The sequence below is a fragment of the Thermonema sp. genome (genome assembly GCF_026003375.1).
Taxonomy (GTDB): Bacteria; Bacteroidota; Bacteroidia; order Cytophagales; family Thermonemataceae; genus Thermonema; species Thermonema rossianum.
In genome coordinates this window covers 703649-722600 of the sequence record NZ_BPHD01000001.1, presented here as the reverse complement: position 1 = coordinate 722600, position 18952 = coordinate 703649, and the positions used below count along the sequence as shown (strand labels likewise).

Annotated in this window: 14 protein-coding genes; 9 read left to right on the top strand and 5 right to left on the bottom strand. The window is 49.9% G+C overall.

Annotated features, from left to right (window positions below; genetic code table 11):
• Positions 1–25: 25 nt before the first annotated feature.
• The 3 genes from cmk to QVE43_RS03090 are packed head-to-tail and all read left to right on the top strand — an operon-like array spanning position 26 to position 2122.
• Complete coding sequence (cmk, locus tag QVE43_RS03100) at positions 26–733, top strand: (d)CMP kinase (RefSeq protein WP_288004232.1); 708 nt, start codon at positions 26–28, stop codon at positions 731–733.
• A gap of 56 nt (positions 734–789) precedes the next feature.
• The gene (locus tag QVE43_RS03095; protein WP_288004231.1) at positions 790–1689 is read left to right on the top strand and encodes a 4-hydroxy-3-methylbut-2-enyl diphosphate reductase; all 900 of its coding nucleotides are present in this window, start codon (positions 790–792) and stop codon (positions 1687–1689) included.
• Positions 1673–2122 carry a hypothetical protein gene (locus QVE43_RS03090; RefSeq protein ID WP_288004230.1) on the top strand — a complete coding sequence of 150 codons (450 nt, stop codon included), beginning with the start codon at positions 1673–1675 and terminating at the stop codon, positions 2120–2122. The genes QVE43_RS03095 and QVE43_RS03090 overlap by 17 nt, the downstream gene beginning before the upstream one ends.
• Positions 2123–2174: 52 nt before the next feature.
• Here QVE43_RS03090 and QVE43_RS03085 read toward each other — a convergent pair whose 3' ends face one another.
• A complete protein-coding gene (locus tag QVE43_RS03085; protein ID WP_288004229.1) occupies positions 2175–3404 on the bottom strand; it encodes a PP2C family protein-serine/threonine phosphatase in 1230 nt (409 codons plus the stop codon).
• Positions 3401–4450 carry a peroxiredoxin family protein gene (locus tag QVE43_RS03080; protein WP_288004228.1) on the bottom strand — a complete coding sequence of 350 codons (1050 nt, stop codon included), beginning with the start codon at positions 4448–4450 and terminating at the stop codon, positions 3401–3403. The genes QVE43_RS03085 and QVE43_RS03080 overlap by 4 nt, the downstream gene beginning before the upstream one ends.
• Before the next feature lie 203 nt (positions 4451–4653).
• On the opposite strand from QVE43_RS03080, the gene QVE43_RS03075 reads away from it, so the two are divergent.
• Positions 4654–5430 (top strand): NRDE family protein, encoded by a 777-nt coding sequence (locus QVE43_RS03075; RefSeq protein WP_288004227.1) that lies wholly within the window; start codon positions 4654–4656, stop codon positions 5428–5430.
• A 156-nt stretch (positions 5431–5586) separates the two neighbouring features.
• On the opposite strand, the gene fbp is transcribed toward QVE43_RS03075, so the two are convergent.
• Both fbp and QVE43_RS03065 read right to left on the bottom strand, forming a co-directional pair.
• Entirely contained in the window at positions 5587–6600 is a 1014-nt protein-coding gene (gene fbp, locus QVE43_RS03070; RefSeq protein WP_038029144.1) for a class 1 fructose-bisphosphatase, read from the bottom strand.
• 101 nt (positions 6601–6701) lie between these two features.
• A complete protein-coding gene (locus QVE43_RS03065; RefSeq protein ID WP_038029444.1) occupies positions 6702–7085 on the bottom strand; it encodes a co-chaperone GroES family protein in 384 nt (127 codons plus the stop codon).
• 82 nt (positions 7086–7167) lie between these two features.
• Between QVE43_RS03065 and QVE43_RS03060 the strand changes: the two genes are divergently transcribed.
• The 3 genes from QVE43_RS03060 to QVE43_RS03050 all read left to right on the top strand — a co-directional run bounded on the left by QVE43_RS03060 (position 7168) and on the right by QVE43_RS03050 (position 11303).
• Complete coding sequence (locus QVE43_RS03060) at positions 7168–8991, top strand: chloride channel protein (RefSeq protein WP_288004226.1); 1824 nt, start codon at positions 7168–7170, stop codon at positions 8989–8991.
• 74 nt (positions 8992–9065) lie between these two features.
• Positions 9066–11051: a (E)-4-hydroxy-3-methylbut-2-enyl-diphosphate synthase gene (gene ispG, locus QVE43_RS03055; RefSeq protein WP_288004225.1), complete on the top strand. Its 1986-nt coding sequence runs from the start codon at positions 9066–9068 to the stop codon at positions 11049–11051.
• 60 nt (positions 11052–11111) lie between these two features.
• The gene (locus QVE43_RS03050) at positions 11112–11303 is read left to right on the top strand and encodes a DUF6728 family protein (protein ID WP_038029150.1); all 192 of its coding nucleotides are present in this window, start codon (positions 11112–11114) and stop codon (positions 11301–11303) included.
• Positions 11304–11622: 319 nt separating this feature from the next.
• Here QVE43_RS03050 and QVE43_RS03045 read toward each other — a convergent pair whose 3' ends face one another.
• Positions 11623–12915: a cation:proton antiporter gene (locus QVE43_RS03045; protein ID WP_288004224.1), complete on the bottom strand. Its 1293-nt coding sequence runs from the start codon at positions 12913–12915 to the stop codon at positions 11623–11625.
• A 165-nt stretch (positions 12916–13080) separates the two neighbouring features.
• On the opposite strand from QVE43_RS03045, the gene QVE43_RS03040 reads away from it, so the two are divergent.
• Entirely contained in the window at positions 13081–18177 is a 5097-nt protein-coding gene (locus QVE43_RS03040; RefSeq protein ID WP_288004223.1) for a hypothetical protein, read from the top strand.
• Positions 18174–18887: a mechanosensitive ion channel domain-containing protein gene (locus QVE43_RS03035; protein WP_288004222.1), complete on the top strand. Its 714-nt coding sequence runs from the start codon at positions 18174–18176 to the stop codon at positions 18885–18887. Before QVE43_RS03040 ends, QVE43_RS03035 begins: the two co-directional genes overlap by 4 nt.
• The last annotated feature ends 65 nt before the right edge of the window (positions 18888–18952 follow it).

The following is an 18952-nucleotide window of genomic DNA, read 5'->3' as shown; positions in this document are numbered from 1 at the left end:
TCTTTGCGCCGACCGAAACAACGTTATGAAAAAGATAATTATTGCTATCGACGGATACTCTGCCTGTGGCAAGAGCACCACAGCCAAGAAAGTAGCGGCAGCGCTCAATTATCGATATATCGATTCCGGCGCCATGTATCGAGCGGTAACCCTCTATTTCCTTGACCACTTTGTGGAACTAACCAACCCCAAAGCCGTAGAGGATGCCCTCAAAAACATAGAAATAGACTTTCGTTACAACGAAAAGAAAGGCAAAAGCGACACCTATCTGAACGGCTTGAATGTGGAGGACGAAATCCGCAGCATGCGTGTGTCGCAAATGGTGAGCCAGGTAAGTGCCTTGCCTGCGGTGCGTCGTGCAATGGTAGCCCAGCAGCAGCGCATGGGAAAACAACGGGGCATTGTCATGGATGGCAGAGACATTGGCACCACCGTTTTCCCCGATGCCGAGGTGAAAGTGTTCATGACCGCCGACATAACCATACGGGCCTATCGCCGGCAGCAAGAATTGCTCGAAAAAGGCGAAATGCTCGATTTGGACAAAATTATAGAGAACCTCAAATCGCGCGACTACATAGATACACACCGGGCGGAAAGCCCCTTGGTGCAAGCGCCCGATGCGCACTACCTCGACACCTCTTTCTTGACCATAGACGAACAAGTGGAGTATGTGCTTCAATTGGCCACTTCCAAAATCATTGAAAAGAACAAAACCACTATCACAACTTGTTAAACCATTAGCAGAGAGAACAAGGGGTTTTCTCATTGTACTTTGACCCGTTTTAAATTATGGAAATCCATATCGATAAAAACTCAGGCTATTGTTTTGGCGTAGAATATGCCATTCAAATGGCAGAAGACGCCTTGCAAGAAGCTGAAGTAGTTTACTGCTTGGGCGATATTGTGCACAATGACCGTGAAGTGGAGCGGCTGCATGCCAAAGGGTTGCGCATCATCAACCGGGAGGAGCTCAAAAATCTGCGAGACTGTAAAGTGCTGATTCGTGCTCATGGTGAGCCGCCGGAAACTTACGAAATCGCACTGCGCAACAATATAGAACTAATAGATGCCTCTTGCCCTGTGGTTTTGAAGTTGCAGCATAGAGTGAAAACTGCCTATGATAAAAGCATGCAAGAAAACGGGCAGGTGGTGATTTACGGCAAACCGGGGCACGCCGAAGTCATTGGACTCATAGGGCAAACCCGGCAAAATGCCATTGTAGTGTCCGGCATTGAAGACCTCGATGAAAAAGTAGATTTTACAAAGCCCATTACTTTATTCAGCCAAACCACAAAACCTACCTCCGGCTTTTATGCCTTGAAGGCTGCCATTGAAGAGCGCTTGCAAAAAAACGGATTATCGCCGGACGAATACTTCCGCGCCAATGACAGCATTTGCCGGCAAGTGTCGAATCGTGAGCCTCAATTGCGCGAATTTGCCCGCCGGCATGATGTGATTCTTTTCGTTGCCGGTAAAAAGAGCTCCAATGGGCGCTCTTTATTTGAGGTGTGCCGCAGCGAAAACCCAAGAAGCTATTTCATTGAAGATGAGTCGGAAATACAAGCCGGGTGGTTGGCAGGCGCGCAGAAGGTGGGGATTTGTGGGGCTACTTCCACGCCCATGTGGCTGATGCAGCGCGTGGCACGTCATCTTGAATCAATGGAGGCTGCCTATGAGACAGATGCATAAAATAACCCTGCTTGCTTTTTGGGGATTGCTTATTGCCTGTTGGGGCAGCGAAAGCCGTGCGCAGGTGCAAAAAAACCGGAACGATAAAAAGTTTTATTTGTCACAGGAGTTGCCCGACTCTTTGTTGTGTGAATTGTGCAAAGGAGCAGGCTACTATGAGGTTTGCCCCGATGTGAATTGTTATCAAGGCAAGTGCTTGTCTTGCAAAGGCACCGGGCGTTGTGCTTATTGCTACGGCAAGGGCTTCATAAAAAAAGGCGGCGAGGAGGTGGACTGTCCCCGCTGCGAGGCAGGCAAATGCCGGCGTTGTGAAGGCGATGCTTTGTGTGCCACCTGCCGTGGTGCCGGCCGCTTGGTGTGTAAGCGTTGTTTAGGCACCGGCAAAAGAGAGGTGAACCGCCCCGGAGGACGTTTTGCGCCCTCCACACCTTGAATTGAGCAGCCGGCAAGGGGGCTGCTCATCAGTTTGCATCCTCTGTTTTGCCTTACACTTCAAACCCCATTACCAATACATCATCGATTTGTGGCTCGTTGCCGCGCCACTGTTCAAAGAACAACTCAAGGGCCTGTTTTTGCTCATCGAAAGGTAGGGTAGCTTTCTCGAGCAACAGTTCCTTGAACCGGCCACTCCGTAATTTTCTTTTTTTGGGTCCTCCGAACTGGTCAGAAAAGCCGTCAGAGAAGAGATACACTTTCTCACCCCCCAGAAGAGGAATCGTATGATTGGTGAATAACTTGCTCATCTTTTGTTCTACGTAACCGATGGGCATGGGGTCGCCTTTGAATTCATGCACTTCGGCACCTTGCAGGATGAGTGCCCCGTTGTGTGCACCGGCAAAAACAATGCTGCCATTTCCAACTCTTACAACAGCCATATCCATTCCGTCGCGCATTTGCTTCTCTTGTCCTTCGGAGCGGCTAAGGGCTTGCACTATGTTGTCCCGGAGCAGGTGGAGCAGTTCGCCCGGGGTGTAGTCGGCATCTTCGCGCAAAAGCTGTACCAAGAATGTAATGCCGAGCATGGAAAGCAAAGCACCCGGAACCCCATGCCCTGTGGCATCGGCAGCAATGATATAGCGGTATTGCCGGGTTTGCTGATAATAGTAAAAGTCGCCACACACAATGTCTTTAGGCTTGTAGAGGATAAAAGAGTTGGGAAACATTTCCTTGAAGAGGGCTTCGGATGGAAGCGTGGCCGTTTGTATGCGTTGGGCATAACGGATGCTTTCCAATAGCTTTTTATTCTGCTTCTCTATTTGCTTGCTGAGGCGTATGCGTTCGCGTATGTCCCGTATATAAAAAGTAACGGCAGGGCGATTGGCTTCAAACGGGACCACTTTGCCGCTAAACTCTACATCGTAGCGATCGCCTTCAACCAATAAAGGAATATCTTGAAACACAAGCCCGCCCTCTTCGTAGGTCTTGGCAATACGCCGGCTGAGTTTGTCCACTTCTTCCGGAGGCACAAACTCATGCAAATACTTACCTTGCTCGCTTTTAACCAAGCGATGAAAGGCTTGGTTGCTCCATAGCAGGCTGCCGTCCAGCATGTCCACCACCACAATGGCGTCGTTGGCTTCATCGACCAGGTGTTGATAGCGCTCTATGGCTGTTTCTTTTTCGCGCAGGCGTGCACGATATTGAACACGGAGCCATAAGAGGCTCAGAACGGCAACCATGATGGTTACCACGAACCAAAAAAATGAAATACTCATAAAGTTTCTACGATTTTTAAGATGGATTCCGGGTTCAGGCTATCTACTTTGTCGGAGCGGGAGATGTAGCGGATAATCCCTTCTTTATCTATGAGAATGGCTGCCGGCAACGGAACGCCTTTGTCCAGGTCGCTTACCGCCTTTGCGGCCGGATTGGGCTTGGGAAGAAAGAAACCATAAAGCTCGGCAGTAGAAAGGTCGGGATCATATAGCAGGCGGTAATGCAGGCGCAGGGCTTCCTTTTTATAACGGTTGTTGGCTTCCGGGTCGGGATTGATGGAAAGAACCTCTATGCCGCGCTCATTGAAAAGCTGATAGGCACGCTCATAGGCACGCAGCATGATGTGGCAGTAAGGGCACCAGTCACCACGGGTAAAGAACAGCAAAACCGGTTTTTTGCCTTTGTAGTCACGGTATAGGTCAACAAGCCGCCCTTCTTCGTCGGGTAGTTGAAAGTTGGGTGCTTCTTTGCCTTCCATGACCGGATGGCGTCCATAGTAAGGCTTGGACTGCACATAGTCGTAGTAATACTTGAAGAAGGCGTAAAGCAGCATCACAAGGCCAAAAAGAGCAAAGCTTAGCAAAGCGGCTGCGGGTGTTTTTAAATAAGCGCTCCGGTTGCTCAACAAAGCGGGCCATGAAGTTTGCATCACAGCAGGCGCAAGCACAAAAGAAAGGGTTCCCAAAAACCAGCTGACGAACTCTATCCAACGGTGCGTGAGCAACCCCAAGCGCACCAAATACACATGGCGAAACATGGCAGAGTTGAACCAAAACAGCATGGCAAAAGTAAAATAGGGCAGGGTGTGCCCAAAGTGCAAATCCGCTATGAGACCACTCAAAAAACTGCTGCCGTAGGTGATGGCATACATGAGCGGCGGGTTGTATTTGGTTTCCGACAGTGCCACCCCAAATACAAGCAGACAGTTGAGTCCCAATAAATACAGGCCGGCAACCACATAGCCCGCAAAGTACAAGGCAATGCCTGTGATGTGTAGTATGATGAGCAGAAAAGTGAGAGGGAAACGGCGTAAGAGTTGTGTCATAGAGTCGATGATTGGAATTTAAATGCTTTTACACATTTAATTATACAATTTTTTTACGAAGCAAGTTCTTACTTTTTTAATGTATAAAAATATTACAAAAAATCAAGATGGTCAAATGCGGTGCATTGCATGTGAATGATGTGAACAAGCTTTAAAAAATTGTATCTTACAAGCCGCTTGGTGAATCACATAATGAAACATACATGTGTTTGATAATATGGGCACAAAATATGCATCCCGATTATAAGCTGATGCTTTTAGCTAACCGGGATGAATTTTATGAACGGTCTGCCTTGCCCGCTCATTTTTGGGAAAATGGGCTTTTGGCAGGTAAAGACTTGCAGGCAGGAGGCACTTGGCTGGGGCTGCAGCCCAAGAAGGGGCTGGCTGCCGTAACCAACTACCGCGACCCCAAACTCATCAAGGAGAAAGCCCCCTCACGTGGCGAGTTGCCGCTACAATACTTGACTTCTTCTCAAAGCAGTCTGAACTACCTGGTGCGGCTTCACCCGCGGGCTGCTGCTTACAATGGCTTTAATCTTTTACTATTTGACGGGCGCGATGTCATGTATTATTCCAACATAGAGCGCATCATAAAAAAGGCAGATGAAGGCATTCATGGTTTAAGCAATGCCTTGCTCGATACCCCTTGGCCTAAAGTACGGCGCTGTAAGCAGGCACTGAAACAATATATAGAGCAGCTCGAAGCACAGCCACCGGCAGCTGATGACTTGTTTGGTATCATGCAAGACACTTGGCATCCGCCTGACGAGGAGCTACCTCATACCGGTGTGCCCTTGGAATGGGAGCGCGCTTTGGCTTCACCTTTTATTCGCACCCCCCGCTATGGTACCCGTCTTACGACCATCATCCTTTGGGATAAGCACGACCGGGTGGCTTTCATAGAGAAGTGGCATGCAACGCCTTTTCAGGAAGAAAGGATTCAGCGCTTTGAATTGCAAATGCGCTTGTTGGAGTAAACTGTTATGTAAAAAGAACACGGCTCACCCACTAAATATGCTTTTAAAATGGCAGAACCGCCGCTGTTTTTCCACAAAATAACAGACGGGGGGTGTGGCTTATACAAAAAAAGCTGCCCTGTTGCGAAGGGCAGCTTTTTTTATGCTTTACGATGCTTATGCCGTTACTTCGGTTTGTTGAAGGCACTGGTTTAAGCGCTCCATCAGGTCTTTGGAGCCGATGAAGAGCGGGGCACGCTGGTGCAGTTCCTTAGGTTCGATATCCAAGATGCGCTGTTTGCCGTTGGTAGCCATGCCGCCGGCCTGTTCCATAAGGAAAGCCATGGGGTTGCACTCAAACAACAAACGCAGCTTGCCATTGGGGGCTTTTTGTGTGGAAGGATACAAGAAAATGCCGCCCTTCAGCAAGTTGCGATGAAAGTCGGCTACCAAAGAACCTATATAACGGGCAGAAAGACGCTGTTCGCGGCATTGCGCCACAAAGCGTTGCACACCTTCGGGAAAGTCCAACAGATTGCCTTCGTTGCAAGAATAAATTTTACCTTTTTCAGGAATACGAATCTCAGGATGGGACAGTATGAACTCGCCTATAGACTGCTCGTAAGTAAAGCCGTTGACACCTTTGCCCGTGGTGTAAACAAGCATGGTAGAAGAGCCGTAAACCACGTATCCGGCAGCTACCTGACGGTTGCCGGGCTGCAAAAAGTCCTCCATGGTGGGCGGGGTGCCTACGGGGCTCACACGACGATAGATGGAAAAAATGGTGCCAATCGATACATTGACATCGATGTTGGAAGAGCCGTCCAGGGGGTCTATGGCTACCACATACTTGGCTTGATGGTTGCCGGTATCTATGAATGACGCTTCTTCTTCCGACACGATACCACACACTTCACCGCCATTGCGCAGGGCGCGAATGAAGCGCACGTTGGCGGCTACATCCAACTTCTGTTGCTCTTCGCCCTGTACGTTTTGGTTGCCATAGCTGCCCGTGATGTCTGCCAAGCCGGCGCGGTTCACTTCACGGTGAATGATTTTGGCAGCCAGGGCGATATCGCGCAACAACTGCGACAATTCACCGGTGGCGAAGGGGAACTCATCTTGCTTGCGTTTGATGAAGCGGTCAAGGGTAATGCCGATGGAAGGGGTCAGTTTGTCTGCATTGGTCATAGGTCTGCCTTTTGGTTCTTGCTGTTATCTTTTATCAAAAATAGTGCCTTGATGGCTAAGTATTTATAAAAAAAGCCGCCCCGGAAAGGGCAGCTCATGGGTTAATCAAATAAATCTTCATCACGCTCAATCATGAGAATAGAATGCTGGGGCACAATATAATAGCGTTCGCCTTCGTATTGTATTTCCACGGCCCCTTTTTGAAGGAAGAGCACAAAGTCGCCTTCTTTTACCTGCAGCGGTATGTAGCGCACACGCTCATCCACTTCCTTCCATGGTTCGTCTTCGATGTCAGGCGGCAGGGGTACAGGATAGCCCGGACCGGCCTTGATGACATAGCCCCCTTGCACCTTTTCCTTCTCTTGCACGCCCGGGGGCAGGTACAAACCACTCTCGGTACGTTCTTGGGTGGTCTTGGGCTTGATAAGCACCCGGTCGCCCACCATGATAATGTTTTTTAGCTTGTTGTCTTTTGTTAGAATCATCTTTTTATCCTTACATTTGAGCCTACAAGAACAAGCCGCTTTCTGTTTGTTGCGCAAATCTACAAAATAAAAGCTGAAAGCCATGCCGAAAGTTTCCAAGTGGTTGAGGAGATGGAGCTTACAACTTCGATGGATGTTTCGCTATTTTTTGCAGTGGCGTTTGCGGCATATCAGCGACAGGCAGCTGGTGATTGGGGTGAGCGTGCTTTTGGGCTTAGGTGTGGGCTTGGTTGCTTCCTTTCTGTTGTTTACCACACGTTGGATAAGCAGCCTGTTGGTGGAAACGCCTTTCGGCTGGCTCAGTTCGTTGTATTTTATTTTCCCCATTATTGGCATCCTATTGGTGCGTACTTATGTGCGTTTTTGGTTTCAAGGCAAGTTTCAGAAGGGGATGGCCTATGTGCTCTATGGCATCAGCAAGCGGCAAGGCAATTTTGAAGGCTATCACCGTTATGCCCATGTATTGACCAGTGCTGTTACCGTAGGCTTGGGGGGCTCGGCAGGATTGGAAGCCCCTACCGTATTGACGGGAGCAAGCTGGGGAGGCTTCTTTGCTCGCCTGTTTCGTTTAGACAGCGCCTATCGTGTCATATTGGCGGCTTGTGGGGCAGCTGCCGGTATTGCAGCTGTTTTCGGAACGCCCATAGGCGGTGTGGTGTTTGCACTGGAAGTGCTCATGGCCAATGTACACGCCAATTTTATAGTTCCTTTGCTTATCTCTGCTACCGCCAGTACGCTCATTTCACGCATGCTGGTAGAGCACGAACTGCTTACGCCGCGCGAGGGCTTGCCCGCTTTCGATTATGTGCATTTGCCCTTCTTGGTGCTCTTGGGGATTCTGTGTGGCTTGATTGCCGCCTATTTCATGTGGATGTCGAAGCAAATGACGCAATGGGAGCTGCGCGAAAAGAAAAACGGGAACCGCCTGTTTTGGGAAGAATTGTTTTTGTTGGGCGCTTTAATTCTGTTTTTGCCGCCCCTGTATGGTGAGGGCTTCGAGTGGCTCGATGCCATGATTAACCATCATGAAATGGCATATTTGCAGCGCAGTTGGTGGGGGCACTGGTTGCCGGCCGAGTGGGGCATTGCCCTGCTCATGTTCTTGGTGTTAATGTTGAAACCTTTGGCTACCTGGTTGACCATCTCTGCGGGAGGGAACGGGGGCGCTTTCGCACCTACGTTGTTTCTGGGAGGAACAACCGGCTATTTGATGGCTTATGTGGCCAACCATGTATTGCATTTTCCTGTGGAGCTGCCCGTCACCATGTTTACACTTATTGGCATGGCGGCCACCATGGCGGCGTATTTCCACGCCCCTTTGACAGCCATCTTCATGATAGCCGAGCTGAGTGGGGGCTATCATTATTTTGTGCCTTTGATGCTCATCACGGCCATTGCTTATGCTAGCAAGGTGATTATTCAACCGGCATCGGCTATTCAGGCAGCAGCGCAAAAAATAGGCGCTTACTTGCCTGCCGACAAAGACAAAGCTATTTTAAACAACATATCCATCAAACATGTGCTGGAGCGCGACTGTGTGCCGGTGCCTTATGAAGGCAGCCTGCGCGACCTGGTCGATGCCATTGCACGAAGCCGGCGCAATATATTCCCCGTAGTAGATAAAGATGGCTATCTGAAAGGCATCATTTTACTGGATGACGTGCGCAGTATCATCTTTAAGCCGGCGCTTTATGATAAGGTAGCCATTGCCGAGCTGGTGTATGCCCCGCCGGCAGTGGTAGATATACACGAGAGCATGGAAGAGGTGATGGAGAAATTCGACGCTACCGGTGCCTGGAACCTGCCCGTAGTGGACGAAGGGCGCTACCGTGGTTTCTTGTCTAAGTCCAATATTCTTTCCGTGTACAGAAAAAGGCTGCGCTGGCAAATAGAGCATTTTGGCTGACATGGCCTGCCGGCTGTCTCTAAAACTTTTGCTTAAATTTGTAGTTAGAGAAAAAACAACAAACCCTGCTTCTTATGGAATTAAGCACTGCCAAGCCTTATTGCCCTTCGTTGACGACTTATCGCCGCCGCCCCACAGTAGAAGTGCATATCGGAGACCTGCCTTTGGGAAGCATGCATCCCATACGTGTGCAATCAATGACGACGGCCGACACCATGGATACCCAAGCGGTGGTGCAGGAATGTATCCGGCTCATAGAAGCAGGCTGCGAATATGTGCGTATTACGGCACCCAGCATCAAGGAGGCAGAGAACTTAGCCAACATAAAAAAAGAACTGCGCCGGCGTGGTTATACCACCCCTTTGATTGCCGACATTCACTTCACCCCCAATGCCGCTGAGCTGGCTGCCCGCATCGTAGAGAAGGTGCGCATCAATCCGGGAAATTATGCAGACAAAAAGCGCTTTGAAATCATAGAATACACCGATGCAGCCTATGAGGCAGAGCTGGAGCGTATTCGCAAAAAGTTCATCCCTTTGGTGAAGATATGTAAAGAATACGGCACCGCCATGCGCATAGGGACCAACCATGGTTCGCTTTCGGACCGCATCATGAGCCGCTACGGCGACACCCCCTTGGGCATGGTGGAGTCCGCCTTGGAGTTCTTGCGTATTTGCGAGGAGTTCGACTATCACAACATTGTGTTGTCGATGAAGGCAAGCAACCCACAGGTGATGGTGCAGGCTTACCGTTTGTTGGTGCAGAAGATGGAAGAAGAGGGGATGCAGCCTTATCCCTTGCACTTGGGCGTAACCGAAGCCGGCGATGGCGAAGATGGACGCATCAAGTCGGCCATGGGCATAGGGGCTTTGCTCGAAGATGGTTTGGGCGATACCATACGTGTTTCGCTCACCGAAGACCCCGTGGAAGAAATACCCGTAGCCAAGGCGCTGGCGGAACGCTATCATAAACGTGCCCGTACACAGGAAGCCCCTTTGCCCGAGGTCATACGTCTGACTTATAACCCCTTTGCTTATCAGCGGCGCCACAGCCGCCCTGTGTTGTCGGTAGGGGGCGAGCAGGTGCCGCGCGTGATTGCCGACTACAGCCATTTCACCAACATAGAACCTGCCGACCTGAAGCCCATCGGGCATTACTACTTGCCCGCGACGGACAAATGGCATATGACAGACGACGGTGCCGACTTTGTGTATTTGGGCAGGCAGGCGGTACCTTTCATGCTGCCCAACGGACTGAAGGCAATTCAGGACTACGAAGTGTGGAAAGACGAGCCGGAAAGCCCTCATGTCTTTCCTTTGATAACTTTCAGCCGGTGGCAGCAAGAAGACTGCCGTTTGCACACGCGCTGCAATTTCGTGCGCCTTTCAGTAGATGAGCTGCTGCAAGCAGACAATACGGCACGTTTCCATGACGGCAATATTGTGTTGGTGCTGCACACCGGGCGCGCGCATGCCATGCCTGCCCTGCGGCGTGCTTTCCTTTTCTTAATGGAGCAAGACATCCGGGTGCCGGTGGTCGTAGAGCGCCGCTACAATGAAGCATGGGAGCAAAGCATTTTGTATGCTTCTACCGACATTGGTGGCTTGTTGCTCGATGGCATGGGCGATGGCGTGTTTTTGCGCCCTGCGGTAGAAGACAAAGACAAGGCGGCAAAGTTACTTGAATTAAAGCAACTCAATCAGCTGGCATTCGGCATTTTGCAAGCCAGCCGCACACGTACCACCAAAACCGAATACATAGCTTGCCCTTCGTGTGGGCGTACACTCTTCGACCTGCAAGAAACCACAGCCATGATACGCCGCCATACCGAACACCTGAAAGGAGTAAAGATTGGCATTATGGGCTGCATCGTGAACGGACCGGGTGAAATGGCAGACGCCGACTATGGCTATGTGGGCTCAGGCAAAGGGAAAATTACCCTGTACCGGGGCAAAGAGGTGGTGCGTCGCAACGTGCCTTCCGAAGAGGCGGTGCAGGCTTTGATTGAGTTGATACGCGAAGACGGACGCTGGATAGAGCCCCCCGCACCCGTAGAATAGGGAAACAAAATCTATGGGCAGGCTGTTTTTTGTAAAACAACAATTTTAAAAGCAACGATTATGTGGAGTAAAGTAAAATATTTCTTTCGACTGGGCGAAGTAGGCGCTTATTTCATACGTGTATTTCGCCCACATGACCCTAAATATCCTACCAGCTTCAACTTGCGCATGATGCACGGTATCAACCGCATCTCTATCGTCATGTTTTTGGTCTGCCTGATGGTGATTTTCCTTCGCAAGTGCGTCTTTTGAGGCAACAGGATATAGCCACACCGGAAGCCTTCGCAGAGTAGCGGAGGCTTTTTTTTTTCGGGAGATGAGACGGTAATAGGCAAGGGAAAGCAGTTAGAGAGCCCGGAAGAAGACCATGAGCAATTGCATCGAACCAAATTTACCTTTTGTCATGTCGAGCGGAACGAAGTGGAGCGAGACATCTCTTCAAGCCAAGTAGCAAGAGGTGAAAGAGATTTCTCGCTTGCGCTCGAAATGACAAAAAAGGCACCCGAAGCAACAGGGAAAAGCGCGAAATGGCAAAAGGGCACGCGCTCGAAACGACCGGGAGCCTGCGGAGCTACGCTTTATTGCCCGGCTTCTCTTGGCAATTGTGTTGCGCAAGAAAACTCTCCAGTTCTTTGTCCAAGGTCTCTATGTCTTTGAGCGTGAGCGTAGGCACGTCTTCTTCATCGCGCTTGCTGCTCATCAGACCACCCATCATGACCAAGCAACTAATAAGAATCACATACAACAAAATGCTATCGGGAAACTCGGTCCGGTATTGAGCAGGCACCGAAATCACCAGCATGATGGTAATGAGCCCACGCGGGGCAAGCCATACCAAGGGAAACAGACTTTTCACCATGCTTACTTTTAAAGTAACGAGCCGTGTCAAATAAATCAATGCCAGCACACCCAAGCTGATGTAAAGAGCTTGCATGTCGAGCAGCTCACGGATATCGAAAGTGATGCCCAGAACAACAAAGAAGAAAGTACGAACCACAAAGGCCGTTTCGAGTGTGATGGTGTGCATTTCTTCCAGCACGCGGTGCAGTGCCTGTTCATTGAATAGCTTTCTGGCTTTGCCTACTGCCAGCAATTTGTAATTGCTCAATGCCAAACCAAAGAACAAGATGATGAACAGAGGGGAAAGGTGCATGAGCTTGCCTGCCGAGTAGAGGATGAGCAGAATGGCAATCAGCAAAAACAGCTTCACTTTGGTTGTGATTTTTTGAAGCAGCCATACCAGCACAACCGCCAACACAACCGCCAACACAACCGTCAATCCGATATTGGCAGCCACATTTTTAACAATAGACCAAGCGGAAGATGCTTCCGCATTGCCTGTAATGGAGAAGAACAGCACGATGCCGAAAATATCAGAAAAAGTACTTTCATAAATCATGAATTCTTGGTTGGATTTCGAAAGTCCCCCGACGCTTGGAATAACGATGGCACTACTCATCACCCCCAGCGGCGTGGCATAAAGAACGGCTTGAAACCAGTCGGGAATGAGTGTGTAATGGAGCAGGGCAGCAATGGCGGCGGTAGTGAGCAGCAAGCCCAACAATGCCGAACTGATGGACTGCAGAATGACCCCTTTCTTTTCCCGGCTTAACTTCAACTCAAGAGCAGCTTCCAGTACTATCAATATCAAACCTACAATGCCGAGAAGCTCCAGCATGGAAAACCAACTTTTGTCTATAGGCATCCCTTTCCATATCAATATTTCATGAATGCCAATACCCAACAGAATGAGCATCAAGACACTCGGGACCCCCGTTTTTTTTGAGATGATATTGAAGAAGTAAGAGATGACAATGACCAGCGAGGCATAAATAACCAGCAGATAAACATTGATTCCTTCCATAGATTCAGCTATTTCTGTGTTTGCTTTTGGGATAAACCATCCCAAAGACTAAATTTAGAAAAAATGTCACAGCCTTGAATATTTTTTTCGAAGGTGGTGTGACCAAAAAAAGGTTTATGCTTCTTTAAAGAGACCTTAACCGGATATTAAACAATATTCAAAAACATGAAAGACAAACATAAGTTTGGAACCTTTGGGGGCGTTTTTACCCCTTCCATTCTCACTATTTTAGGCGTAATCATGTATTTACGCCTGCCCATGATAGTAGGTACTGCCGGTTTGTGGAGTGCCCTGGGCATCGTACTGGTAGCACACCTTATTTCGCTTACTACCGGTTTGAGCGTGGCATCCATTGCCACCGATAAAAAAGTGGCTACGGGGGGCACCTACTACATCATTTCGCGAAGCTTGGGCTTGCCCATTGGGGGTACCTTGGGCTTGGCTTTGTTTGTTGGACTTTCGTTCAGCGTCAGCTTGTATTTGATTGGTTTTGCCGAAAGTTTTTTGAGTTACTGGGGATGGCCCACCGATATCAATACCATACGCATCACCGGTACCATCATGTTGATAGCCGTTACGGTGGTGACTTTTATCAGTTCGTCTTTGGCTATCAAGACGCAGTATTTTATCATGGCGGCTATTTTCCTGTCCTTGATTTCCATTTTCATGGATGGGCACCCCTACAAGCCGGAAGCGCCCAATTTAGAGGGCTTTAAAGACTATAGCTGGATAGTGCTCTTTGGTATCTTTTTCCCCGCCGTTACGGGCTTTGAGGCGGGCGTGTCCATGTCGGGTGACCTGCGCGACCCCAAGCGCTCTATTCCCGTGGGGACCATCATGGCTATAGCCGTAGGACTTTTGGTTTATATTGCTTTGGTCTTCTTCTTTGCTTATACCGTAGATGCCCGTTTGTTGGCAGAAGACCCGCAAGCACTGCTCAAAATAGCACGTGTGCCTGAGTTGGTAGTAGCCGGCATTTGGGGAGCCACGCTTTCCTCGGCTTTGGGAAGCATTTTGGGGGCACCCCGCATATTGCAATCTACGGCTATGGATGGCATCACGCCCAAGTTTTTTGCCAAGGGGCATGGCAAAGGCAACGAACCGCGCAATGCTCTTTTGTTGGCATTTGTTATTGCCGAAGCCGGTATTTTGATTGGTGAGCTTGACGTTATTGCCCGTATCGTATCTACTTTCTTTATTACGACCTATGGCTTTTTGAACCTGAGCGCTGCCTTCGAGCGCATGACAAGTACCGACTTCCGCCCTTCTTTTAAAGTGCCGGCATGGGTGAGCTGGATAGGGGTGGTGGCTTGCTTGGTAGTGATGATTCAGCTCGACATCATGGCGACGGTAGGCGGCATCCTTATTTTGGGCGCTGTGTATTTGTTCCTGAAGCGCCGTCAGTTAGAGCTTAAAACAGGCGATACCTGGGGGAGTGTGTGGGCTTCGTTGGTAAAGCGGGGAATGGCGGCTTTGTCGAAAGAAAAAAACATAGTGCGCAACTGGCGCCCCAATGTGTTGTTGTTTGCAGGAAAACAAGCCGAGCGCCCCTTGCTTTTTTCATTGGGGCTGGAGCTCACCGAGATGGGAACACTCTTTGCCTTTGAGATGATGCCCGGCAGCAAAGAAGAACTGGCTACGCGCAAAACTCGGGAGCTCATAGAAAGAGATGACCGCAAGCTTTTCCTTTATAAATACGACACCTCCAACATATTTAAAGGTATTGAGGCAGTAGCGCGGGTATATGGCGCACCGGGTATCGAGCCCAATACGGTCATGCTGGGGTGGTCGAAACAACCATCGCATCGGGCTGCCTATTTGGACCTGCTGCGTCATCTGCTTCGTTATGATTATAACTTGTTGCTGCTGAATGCCTATTCCGGCAAGGGCACAGACGAAAAGCAGAGCGATGAGCGCCCACAAGTAGATGTTTGGGTGCCGGTGCGCGGGCGCGAAATTCTTTATTTCATCTTGCTGGTGCGCCATTTAACCGCCAACTGGCGTTGGAAAGATGCCCATTTGCGCTTTTTGACTTTGGTCGATGAGCCTACCAACGTGGAGGTGGCTTACCGTCAGCTGGCACTGCTCTCGGAAGAGTACCGTCTGGATTTTGAAATAAAAGTGATTTACAGAGGTAATCGTGGCAAATCAGGCGAAGAACTGTGGGTGCAAGAGTCCACTGCCAAAGACTTGGTGCTGATGCCTTTGCCACCTTTGAATCAACTACAAAGCGATGAAGAATACGCGCGCTACAGCCGTTTGGCTGACTTGCTCAAAGCGCCGGTGTTGTTAGGAACTGCTTCTTCGCAGTTCGAAGAAGCACAGTTGCTGCCCGTGCCTGTTCAAACAGACCTTGGTGAAGAGGCCGGTCAGATATATGATTGGGTGCTGCCCGAAGAGCCGCTCTCTGCCATGCCGGAGGTACAGCAACGATTGCGCAGCATGGAGCAGGTCTATGGCTCAATGAACCGCCTGCTTTTTGAGCGCATCATTGAACCGATACTGCTCGACTACCAAAACGGTTTGGAAGAGATAGCCCGTCATATCGATTGGATTAGCAAAGAAAGTGAAAAAGCCCATGCTTTGCCGGAAGCCAAGCGGCAGCGCTTCTGTTGGAAGCTGCGCAATCAGTATTTGTTCCGTCAGGAACAGTTTGTGGAGCAGTTTGTGGAGCAGCATCTCGACTTGCAGCAGCAGCGGCTCGAAGCAGCTACCGAGTGGTACATGAAAGAGCTGCAAGACCTGATTCTGGGTGTCCCCAAAGAGTGGAAACTGACATACCCCAAAGAAAAGTTGCTTGTTGCCGAGTCAGACACGGCGCCGGTGCGGCGTCTGAAGCGCCGTTTGCGTTGGTGGGCAGCCATTACCGGCAAAAAAGCAGTAACCTACACAGTAGATTTCCGTGAAGTGGCGCGCCATTTTCTTTATCAACAACGCATTGCCTTCTTTAATGTCCTGCTCGAAAGCCTTCAGTATGACCTGCTCAGCTGGCTTAAGCAGTATCGCAACATGAACGCCATGCTCAATGAAACTCTGCTGGACATAGAGGCCGGCAACAATGACTGGAAAGGGGACTTGGAAGCCGTAAGTGCCGAAACCGAAAAACTGAAGAAGCGCTTGTTGCAACTGCGTCCTTTGTATTACCGCCGCGCAGCGTGGGAGTTGCGCAAGGCTTTGAAAAACATGGGACGCCATATAGAGGAAATAGGGGGAGATAAAAAAGTAATCAGAACGGCCCGCCGTTTCGAAAAACGACTCGAAGAATACATCGAAAACATTGCACAATACCCCAAGGAATACACCGAAAGCGCCAAGCTTACCCTGAGTGCCAACCTGGTGGATTTACACTTGCAATTGGTCAAGGTGCGCGTGCAGGAAAAGACGCTTAACTTTTACAAAAAAGTGCGGCAGCATATAGAGAACCACACCCAAAAAACCATAGAGCGAATATTGCAATGGATGCGCCAAGAGAAGAGCAAGGAAGAGTTATTGCCTGCTTTGCAAAAAGAAGCCGCACAGCTGCAGGTAGAAGAATGGACGCAAGCCTTTGAAATTGTAGGACAATCGTTCTACGAGCTTTGTGCGGACTTGCCCGAAGAGGTGGAAATGGCCGGTGAGTTCCACATACGTCCCCAAGACATGATTGTGGAAGTCGAATCTTTGGAGCTGCCCTTGCGGCGCCTGGCTACCCACTTCCTGGCATCCAAGCTGTCTTCGGTAGTAGAAGAGTTCCTTAAAGAAGTGAGCGCCGAAGTAATGAACGCTACCTATGCCTTACGCAGTACGCTGAGCCTTTTGCGCTTCAATGTGGAGAATATAGATGCAGCCGGTGAAGAAGAGGCGCAGGCACAATACAAAGTCCTGCTGCATGAAGCGGCACTACAGGTAGAAAAAATTCAAACCGACTTAAGCACCTATTTGCAATCTGCCTATGAAAAGCTCAATCATATTTTGCATGAGCACTTCGAGCCTTTGAGTGCCCACCGCATCGTGCGCACCCACCAAGAGTTCGCACAGCTCTACCGCTTGTATCAAGGTAAAAAAATGCTCAGCAAGACCGGGCGCTGGCTGGAGCAGGTCAAAGATACCCTGCGCAAGTTGCTCGAAAAAGTGGTCTATTCGCAGAGTCGTGTGCTGCTGGCCACCCAAAAACAAGAACAGATAACAGCCCACACCACCACCAACCAACTGGCTGACTGGGTCGAGCAGTTGACGCCGCGCCCGCAAGTAGGCAAGCAACTTTCGGCTTATTACCACAATTTGTTTTCCGGGCAATCGAACATAGGCGATGATTTCTGGATTCCGCGTCCTCATGAAGAAGCGGCCTTGCAAAAAGCCGTGCTTCGCTTCAAAGCCGGCAATAAAGGTCTGGTGTTTGTGGTAGGGCATCGCGACAGCGGGAAAACAGCCATCTGCCGGCGCATCGTGCAAAATTACTTTTCACAAGAAACGGTATTTCATGTTTTTGCTTCCAACGAAGAATGCGGCTGTATAGAAGGATTTACCAAGGCGCTGGCCCGTGCTACGGGCTTGGGCGGCGACCTGGTGTCGATGCTCGAAGCCCTGCCGTGGGGGAGTGCCTGTATCATCAACGACATAGAGCAATGGTGGCAAGAAGCCCCCGAAGCAGCCGCCGAATGGGAACAACTGATTCATACGCTTTATGCATATAGCCACCGTTGCCTGTTTGTGCTGAATACCAACCCCTACGCTTTCCGTTTGATGAACCACGCCGAAAGCATGAGCCGTTGTGCCTTGGCTGTGCTTCAAATGCAGCCCTATACCGCCCAAGAGCTGCAGGAGCTGGTCATGCGGCGTCATCGCACCACCGGTTACCGCATTGTATGGAGCGGAAGAGAAGAGCGGCGTTTGAGCGGTTGGCGTTTGGCGCAGCTTTTCAATAAGTATTTCCTGTATTCGGCAGGCAACCCCGGCATCACGCTCAACGCATGGATTGCGCATATAGATAAGGTGCAGGAGAAAGAGCTGCACATAAGAGCCCCGCAGGTGCCTTCCATCACCGTGCTCGATAAAATGCCGCCCTTATGGAAAGCCATTCTATGGAAAGTGCTTCAGCACAAGCAGCTTAGCAAAAATGCCCTGTTGACATACTTCCCGCAAGAGCGCCGGGAAGAGTGCCTGCAGGCGTTGGAAGCTTTGCTCAGAACGGGCGTGTTGGTGTCGCGTGGTTTGGATACCTACGCTATAAGCATTTACGTTGTGCGTTTTGTAATTCAAATGTTTGAAAAAGAAGAACTATGAAACTACTCTTGTCGGTCATTGCTCTTTTGTTTGTTTGGTTGTCGCTTCGTTTTTTACGGTTGCGCTATGTGTCTGCTTTTACAAGAGGATGGAAATACTACCTGAATCCCTTCTTGCTGATAACCGAAGGCTTGTTGGGCACAATAAGCGGTTGGTTGCTCATTGGGTTGCTTTTCAAAGACAACTACTATGCAGGCATGCTGCGCTCGGCCTATGTACTTTTGTTGCTCGTGCTGTTTGCCTGGTTATACGGAAAAGACCTGTTGGCAGGCTTTATTCTGCGTTTGGAGGGAAAGCTAAAGCAGGGAGGTTATATCCGTGTGGGCAACATAGAAGGTGAGCTTGTCAAGCAGCAGACAGGAGCTATTTATGTGCGCGACGCGCAGGGGTGGATACATAAAATCCCCTGCTCTAAATTGTTATTGGGCGGGCTTGGCTGGAAAGAAGAGAACACCATACATGGAAGCTACGTAACACTGACCCTTCCACTGCTTACGCCACAAACGCCCCAAGAAAAAGAGCGCCTGTCCCGGCTTGTGGGGGACTATCTGATGCAATCGCCTTGGGTAAAGACGCACCGGCACCATACTATGGAGTGGCAAAACGGTCGCCTGCAGTTGCGTGTAGCACTCATCGACAAAGAAGCGCACGAGTTTGTGCGGGAAGAGCTCATGCATCTTTTGCAGCAGTTTCACCATGGCAACAAATAACACTTCCAAGCAAAAAGGGGCTTTCGCGAAAGCCCCTTTTCTTTTCCGGTGCCGAAAACAATGTT